The following is a 7,715-nucleotide window of genomic DNA, read 5'->3' on the forward strand; positions in this document are numbered from 1 at the left end:
GCGCCAATCCGTCCGCGGGCTTCTTCTACAGCCCGGGTCCGGCGATGGCCAACGCCCTGTATGTCGAGGGCACCGAACAACAGAAGCGGTGGGCGGCGGTGGGCCTGGACCGCGGCTGGGCGGCCACCATGGTGTTGACCGAGGCCGACGCCGGCTCCGATGTCGGGGCGGGACGTACCAAGGCCATCGCGCAACCGGACGGCACGTGGCACATCGAGGGCGTCAAGCGGTTCATCTCCGGTGGCGACGTGGGCGACACCGCCGAGAATATCTTCCATCTCGTGCTGGCCCGGCCCGAGGGCGCCGGCCCGGGAACCAAAGGGTTGAGCCTGTTCTACGTACCCAAGTACCTTTTCGACCCGGACACATTCGAACTCGGTTCCCGCAATGGTGTTTTCGCCACCGGGCTGGAACACAAGATGGGTCTGAAATCCTCCCCTACCTGCGAGTTGACCTTCGGCGCCGACGGGCTGCCCGCGGTCGGTTACCTGGTCGGCGACGTGCACAACGGGATCGCGCAGATGTTCACCGTGATCGAGAACGCGCGCATGACGGTCGGCGTCAAGGCCGCCGGCACACTGTCCACCGGGTATCTCAACGCGCTGGCCTTCGCAAAAGAGCGGGTGCAGGGCGTGGATCTGACCCAGATGACCGACAAGACCGCGCCGCGGGTCACGATCATCCACCACCCGGATGTGCGTCGCAGCCTGATCACGCAGAAGGCCTACGCCGAAGGTTTGCGAGCGCTTTATATGTATGCCGCTGCGCACCAGGACGGCCTTGTCGCGCATCAGACTTCGGGAGCAGACCCCGAGATGGCGCATCGTGTCAACGATCTGCTGCTTCCGGTGGTCAAGGGGGTGAGCTCGGAACGGGCCTACGAAATCCTGACCGAGTCGCTGCAGACGCTCGGTGCGTCGGGCTCGTTGACCGATTATCCCATTGAGCAGTACATCCGCGACGCCAAGATCGATTCACTCTACGAGGGCACCACGGCGATTCAGGCGCTGGACTTCTTCTTCCGCAAGATCATCCGCGACCAGGGCGCAGCGCTCGAGCATGTGGCGTCGGCGATCAGCCGGACCATCGATACCTGCGATGTGGCGTTACGGGAGCCCGCCGAGTTGCTTCGTAGGGCGTTCGACGATGTCACGACTATGACGGCCACCCTGACCGGTTATCTCATGGCCGCCCCGCAGCAGCCCACCGAGATCTACAAGGTCGGGCTCGCATCGGTGCGTTTCCTGCTCGCCGTCGGCGACTTGCTGATCGGCTGGCGGCTACTGGTACAGGCCGACGTCGCTCGTGCCGCGCTGGCCACCGCGGCGGCGCGCGATAGGGCGTTCTACCGAGGCAAGATCGCAACGGCGGAATTTTTCGCCAGGAATATGCTTCCGCGCCTGACCGCGTTGCGAGGCATCATCGAGTCCTTCGACGACAACATCATGCGCCTGCCCGAAGCGGCGTTCTGACTGCCGCGAGACAGAAGTTAGGGCTGCGATTCGAGCAAGATCACGACCCTCGCTTCTGTTTGGCGTGGATCAGTATGATTTCGGCAGCCCGAGGCTGTGCTGTGCGATGTGGTTGAGGATCATCTCGCGGGTGATCGGCACGGTTTTGAACAGACGGATGAACTCATACATATTGGCCAGCGCCACTTCCCGGGTGAACCCGCTACCGCCGTGCACCTCGATGGCCTGATCAACGCAGCGGATCGCCGCGTCGGCGGCCAGTAATTTCGCCATGTTGCTGGCCTCGCCGGCGTCAGCTCCGGCGTCATAGCCGGCAGCGGCATGCCGGGTCATCAGCCGGGCGGCCTCCAGCGCGATCTTGGCCTCGGCCAGCGGATGTGCGACGCCCTGATGAGCGCCGATCGGCACCTGCCACACGTGACGTTCGCGGGCGTACGCCACGGCTTTGTCCAGAGCGTAGCGGCTGACGCCATTGCAGATCGCGGCGATGATCACCCGTTCGGGGTTCATGCCGTCGAACGCGATGCGCAGCCCGTTGCCCTCGCCGCCGACGAGCCGATCCGCCGGGACGGCCACGTTGTCGAAGAACACCGTAAACGACTTGTCGGTGATCTCGAAGGTCATCGGGATGCGGTGCATCTCGATGCCGGGAGTGTCGCGGTCGACGAGGAACAGCGAAAGCTGCGCGCGGCCTTTCGGATCGGTGCCGGTGCGGGTGACGACGAGCAGAGCGTCGGCCTGGTCGGCGGCGGTGATGAATGTCTTCTGCCCGGTGATGTAGTACTTGTCACCGTCGCGGCGTGCGGTGGTGGCGAGCTGGTGGGAGTTGGAGCCGGCGTCGGGTTCGGTGATCGCGAACGCGATCTTGAAGGTTCCGGCGGCCATCGGCGCCAGCCATTGCCGCTTTTGTTCGTGGGTGGCGTGCCGGGCCAGCAGACTGCCGACGATGCCCGGTGAGATCATCAACATGATCTGCGGGCAGCCGGCCGCGGCGGCCTCCTCGGCGACGATGTTCATCGCGCTCAATCCCATTCCGCCGCCGCCGTATTCCTCGGGCAGGTTCACGCCGACGAATCCGCCCGCTGCCAGTGCGTCCCACAGCTCGGTGGGATGCTGCAGAGTTTCGCTGCAATGGGTGAAGTAGTCGTTGCCGAAGCCGGCGACGATACCGTACACCGAGGCGCGCAGCTCGGCTTCTTCTACGGCAGTCAGGTTCAACGGAAGTCCATCCAGTGCCCGTGCGGGGTGAAGCCCAGCAGGAACGGGATCTCGATGCGGCAAATCGGGCCGGCGGTGATGTCGTCGGTGTCGAAAATCAGGTACTCGCCCAGGTTTTCGGTCCACCGTGACACCGGAACCATCAGGTAGCCATCACCTTCCGGCGCATCCGGGCTTCGTGGCACGAAGGTCGGTTCCATCACCAGCGCCGGGCGGTCGTGTCTCAACCGGTAGTGCTGCTCGGTGCCGGTGGTGCGGTCGCGCACGACCAGGCTGTGCATGCGCATTCCGTTGCCCTTCGCGTCGCCGCCGATCAGGTATCCCCAGCGGTGTCCGCGCCCGTAGAAACGTTCGTCGACCTTGGGCAGCTCGCAGGGCTGGTCGTCGAGCAGCTCGGCTTTCACGCTGTCGGTGCCCAGATCCACGGTCCAGCGGCCGAGCGTGCTGCGGGCGAGGTTGAAGAACAACGCCACGTCGTCGCCCTCGAACCGGTCGATGTCCAGCGGGAACGGCGGGCGTTCGAAGACCGGAGCGTCCAAGGTCAGTGTGTTTGCGGTCACGTCGGCGGCCAGCGTGTGCATCATGTACTGCGGCTCGATTTCCGCGGTGATCCACCGGATCTCGCCGTGTTCGACGTCGTCGCGCGGTACCAGCGCCAGCGTGGTCGGTAACTCGGGGTGCCACCCGTGCACCGACAGCCCGCGCTCGATCCGGTCCGGGTCGAAAACGAAACCCTGGAACGGCAACACCATCCAGTTGGGGGTGAGCCACATATCGTGGACCTCCGAGCTATACGGCGCATCCGACAGCTCCCGGGAAACCACCGTGCCGTCGGGTCGCACCACATGCACGGTGAGATATGGTTTGTGGTTGCTGTACGCCCAGCCGTACAGCGTTCCGCTGGCGCTGTCCCACTTCGGATGTGCGGTGAATGCACCGTCACCATAGCCGGCCCGCTCGAAGATCCCGCGGGACAGCTGTGGCGACCATGGCACGACACCGCGGGTGTCCAGAGTGATCGGATCCAGCGCCACCGGTGGGCTGCCCTGCTCGCCGGAGGCGAGGATTTCGCCCCCGAACGGAAAGCAGTTGATGTTGTTGGTGCCCTGTGGGATTCCCCGTACGCACGTATCCGGCAACGCCGCACCGAAGCCGATGTTGCGCCAGTCGCTCCACTCGCCGTCGCTCCAGCAGAACATGCCGCGGCGATGGCGTTCTTCCAGCAGGTATTTCGGTGTGCGGATCCAGCGGTTGCGAAAGTCGGCGCGGCCGTTGTCGAACGTCAGGCCCTGCACCATGCCGTCCATCGCCAGCAGGCCGTTGCCACCCTGCTTGGTGGGTCGTTTGAACGTCGGCCCGACCCGATAGAAGCCGCCGGACAGCTCCTTGGGAATCTCGCCGAACGCGGTGACGCAGTCCTCGACGGTCGCCTCGAATCGCATCGGGCGGAATGCCCCCGTGAGCACCGCGGCGTTGGGGACCAAGACCATGGCTACTTAGTATACTAAGTAGCGTGACGATGACAAGTGCTTCCCGGCCGTCCCGTGCGCCCGACGTCGTGGCCGCTACCCTGCGCCGGCGGATTCTGTCCGGTGAACTGGCGCCGGGTGATTCGCTGCCCACCGAAGCCGAGCTGATCAAGGCGCTCGGCGTCAGCCGCGAGACCGTCCGCCTCGCGCTGCGCCTACTGGACGCCGAGGGCCTGACCACCACAAGCCAGGGACGCAGCGGCGTCCGTATCCGTCATCCAGAACCCGAGCGGGTTGCGCGCTCGTTGGTGCAGTTACTGACCCTGACCGGGGCGACGTGGGGTGATCTGCTGGCATTCCGGAAAATGCTCGAACCCGCCGCCGCCGCGCACGTCGCCGAACACGCCACCCCCGAGCAGCGGTCGGCCATCGCCGAGGTCGCCGAACGGGGTATCGCCCCGGACGGAAGTGGCTACCACGAATTCCACGAACTGCTGGTAGAGGTCAGTGGAAATCCCATCCTGACAACGGTTTTAGCCGCAGTCGAACAGGCAGTTCGGTGGGCGGCAGCCGAACAGGACATCACTCAGTACGACCGCGACGAAGCAGCTAAATCGCACCGGGCGATCGCTGCCGCGATCACCGGGAAAGACGCTTCGAAGGCCGAGCGGCGGATGCGCCAGCACCTCGATGCCGCGCTGCGGCACGTCGCGGATTCCGGGTTGCTTGGAGCGCCGATGATTCCGCCGTCACGCTGGCGCAGCGAAGACAGCAACCTGCCCTGGCGCTGATCGGGGTGCGTTTGCAGTTGCTAGCGTGGGGAATACCTGACGTCGCCGCAGGGAAGGTAGTCGCGATGTTGCTCACGCTCAAAGAGCAGGAACGGTTGATGATCCACGTTGCTGCCGAGTTGGCACGCGGCCGACGCGGTCGGGGACTGAAATTGAACTTGCCCGAGGCGACCGCGATCATCACCGACTTCCTGCTGGAGGGCGCCCGGGACGGGCGGACCAAGGCCGAGCTGCAGAACGCCGGCCGTGAGGTGCTCACCCGCGAGGAGGTCATGGACGGCGTGCCGGAGATGTTGGCCGAGGTGCACGTCGAGGCGACCTTCCCGGATGGGACGAAGCTGATCACGGTTCCGGAGCCGATCACGTGAGCCCCGTCCAGCACGGCAGCCCGGGCAGCGGCATCGATGTGCCGCTGGGCTCGGGCAAGGGCAGCACGATCGCGGTCACTCATCCCGGCGCGGACACCCGTGCCCATCCGGGCGTTCCCGGCGAGGTGCGCTACGGCAAAGGTGCTGTGCTGATCAACGAGGGCCGCCCGGTCACGACGCTGCGGGTGACCAACACCGGCGATCGGCCGGTAACGGTCGGGTCGCACTACCACTTCGCGGAGACCAACGAGGCGCTCGAATTCAACCGTTCGGCGGCCTGGGGCAAACGGCTGAACATCATCTCGGGCGGGATGGTCCGCTTCGATCCGGGCACTGTGCAGGAGGTGGACCTGGTGCCATTTGTCGGGGACCGCATCGCCGCCGGTTTCCGCGGACTGTGCGGTGGGCGGCTGGATGGCTGAAATCGACCGCGCCACTTACGACGCCTCGCTCGGACCGACGACCGGTGACCAGCTGCGGCTCGCCGACACCGATCTGTTCATCGAGATCGAAGAGGACATGTGTGTTGGTGGCGACGAAGTAGTCTTCGGTGGCGGCAAATCCGGTCGCGAATCGCAGGGGCAGTCGCACCGAACCCGCGCCGAGAACACGCCGGATCTCGTCATAGTGAACGTCATCGTCTTCGACCATCTGCGGATCATCAAGGCGGACGTGGGTATTCGCGACGGTCGTTTTGTCGCGATCGGTAAATCCGGCAACCCCGACATCATGGACGGCGTGCACCCGAACCTCGTCATCGGCCCGTCCACCGAGTTGGTCAACGGCTCCGGGCTGATCATGACACCTGGTGCGGTCGACACCCACGTGCACTTCGTGTCACCGGACATGTGCCAGGTCGCGTTGCAGGCGGGCGTCACCACCCTCGTCGGCGGCGGCAGCGGCCCGACCGACGGCTCCAAGGCCACCCTGGCAACACCCGGAAGTTGGTGGCTGGAGCGGATGTTCGAGGGATTCGATCCGTGGCCGGTCAACGTCGCCTTCCTCGGCCGCGGCAGCACCGTCTCGGACGAGGCACTGGCCGAGCAGCTTCGCGGCGGCGCAGCGGGCTTCAAGGTGCACGAGGACTGGGGCGCAAGTCCCGCGGTGATCGACGCGGCACTGCGGGTTGCCGACGACGCCGGAGTGCAGGTCGCCATTCACAGCGACACTCTGAACGAGACGGGCTTCGTCGAAGAACTGATCCGCGCCGTGGGCGGCCGGACCTTTCACAGCTACCACACCGAGGGCGCCGGCGGCGGGCACGCGCCGGATATCATCCGGATCGCCGGTGAGCCCAACGTGCTGCCGTCGTCCACCACGCCGACCCGGCCGTTCACCGTCAACACCGTCGACGAGCAACTCGACATGGTCCTGGTCGCCCACCATCTGAACCCCACCATTCCCACCGAACTGGCGTTCGCGGAAAGCCGGGTTCGAGCGGGAACGATTGCGGCGGAGGATATTTTGCAGGACATCGGCGCGATCTCGGCGATGTCCTCGGACGCACAGGCGATGGGACGGCTGGGCGAGACGGTGCTGCGGACCTGGCAGACCGCGCACGTGATGAAGAACCTGCGGGGTCCGCTGTCGGTGGGTGGACGTGCTGGCCCTGCTGATAATGACCGCGCCCGGCGCTATATCGCGAAGTACACGATCTGTCCGGCGGTCATCCATGGCCTGGACGACGAGATCGGCTCGATCGAGCCGGGCAAGCTGGCCGACTTCGCGTTGTGGGTCACGCCGTTGTTCGGTGTCAAACCGACTCTCGTGTTCAAGGGCGGCATGGCCGCGATGGCGATGCTGGGTGACCCGAATGCCTCGGTGCCGACCCCGCAGCCGGTGCTGCCGCGGCTGGGGTACAACGCGCACACCCGCGCCGCCCCGGCCACCAGCGTCGCGTTCGTGTCGCAGACAGCGATCGATGACGGCCTCGCCGACCGGCTTGCCGTCGACCGCAAACTTGTTCCCATCAAAAACGTGCGCGGCCTGAGTAAGTCGGATCTTCCACTCAACGGCGCCCTGCCGAAGATCGAAGTAAACCCCGACACTTTCGCGGTCCGCATCGACGGCGAGCCGGCCGACCACGAGCCGGTCAGCGAATTGCCCATGACTCAACGCTATTTCCTTTACTGACCATGAGCGGCGCTGCGCTGTTGTTGTTGTCCGACGGTCGTTTCCCGGCCGGCGGGTATGCCCATTCCGGCGGTCTGGAAGAGAGCATCCGCTGCGGACGGGTGCGCGACATGGTTGACCTGGAAGCGTTCCTGCGAGGCCGGGCGGCGACGTCAGGGGTGGTGTCGGCGGCATTCGCCGCTGCGAGTTGTCACGCGTTCGCGAGCGAGGCGGCCTTCGACGCGCTGGATGTCGAGTTGGATGCCCGGATTCCGTCGCCGACGC

Annotated in this window: 7 protein-coding genes and 1 pseudogene; 6 read left to right on the plus strand and 2 right to left on the minus strand. The window is 65.6% G+C overall.

Annotated features, from left to right (window positions below):
* Positions 1 to 1,472 (plus strand): acyl-CoA dehydrogenase (locus tag ACRDTL_RS01290; protein WP_431504916.1); only part of this gene is annotated, 1,472 nt, incomplete at its 5' end.
* A 69-nt stretch (positions 1,473 to 1,541) separates the two neighbouring features.
* On the opposite strand, the gene ACRDTL_RS01295 is transcribed toward ACRDTL_RS01290, so the two are convergent.
* Entirely contained in the window at positions 1,542 to 2,690 is a 1,149-nt protein-coding gene (locus tag ACRDTL_RS01295; protein ID WP_431504917.1) for an acyl-CoA dehydrogenase family protein, read from the minus strand.
* Positions 2,687 to 4,180 carry a carotenoid oxygenase family protein gene (locus ACRDTL_RS01300; RefSeq protein ID WP_431504918.1) on the minus strand — a complete coding sequence of 498 codons (1,494 nt, stop codon included), beginning with the start codon at positions 4,178 to 4,180 and terminating at the stop codon, positions 2,687 to 2,689. The genes ACRDTL_RS01295 and ACRDTL_RS01300 overlap by 4 nt, the downstream gene beginning before the upstream one ends.
* A 29-nt stretch (positions 4,181 to 4,209) precedes the next feature.
* On the opposite strand from ACRDTL_RS01300, the gene ACRDTL_RS01305 reads away from it, so the two are divergent.
* The 5 genes and pseudogenes from ACRDTL_RS01305 to ACRDTL_RS01325 all read left to right on the plus strand — a co-directional run.
* Complete coding sequence (locus ACRDTL_RS01305; RefSeq protein WP_431504922.1) at positions 4,210 to 4,950, plus strand: FadR/GntR family transcriptional regulator; 741 nt, start codon at positions 4,210 to 4,212, stop codon at positions 4,948 to 4,950.
* A 65-nt stretch (positions 4,951 to 5,015) separates the two neighbouring features.
* A complete protein-coding gene (locus ACRDTL_RS01310) occupies positions 5,016 to 5,318 on the plus strand; it encodes an urease subunit gamma (protein ID WP_431504919.1) in 303 nt (100 codons plus the stop codon).
* Positions 5,315 to 5,740, plus strand: a complete 426-nt coding sequence (locus ACRDTL_RS01315; protein WP_431504920.1) for an urease subunit beta — start codon at positions 5,315 to 5,317, stop codon at positions 5,738 to 5,740. Before ACRDTL_RS01310 ends, ACRDTL_RS01315 begins: the two co-directional genes overlap by 4 nt.
* Positions 5,733 to 7,451, plus strand: a complete 1,719-nt coding sequence (locus ACRDTL_RS01320) for an urease subunit alpha (RefSeq protein ID WP_431504921.1) — start codon at positions 5,733 to 5,735, stop codon at positions 7,449 to 7,451. The genes ACRDTL_RS01315 and ACRDTL_RS01320 overlap by 8 nt, the downstream gene beginning before the upstream one ends.
* Before the next feature lie 2 nt (positions 7,452 to 7,453).
* Positions 7,454 to 7,715: pseudogene (locus ACRDTL_RS01325) on the plus strand (urease accessory protein UreF); the annotation flags it as partial.

The organism is Mycobacterium sp., from assembly GCF_050700595.1.
Classification (GTDB): Bacteria; Actinomycetota; Actinomycetes; order Mycobacteriales; family Mycobacteriaceae; genus Mycobacterium.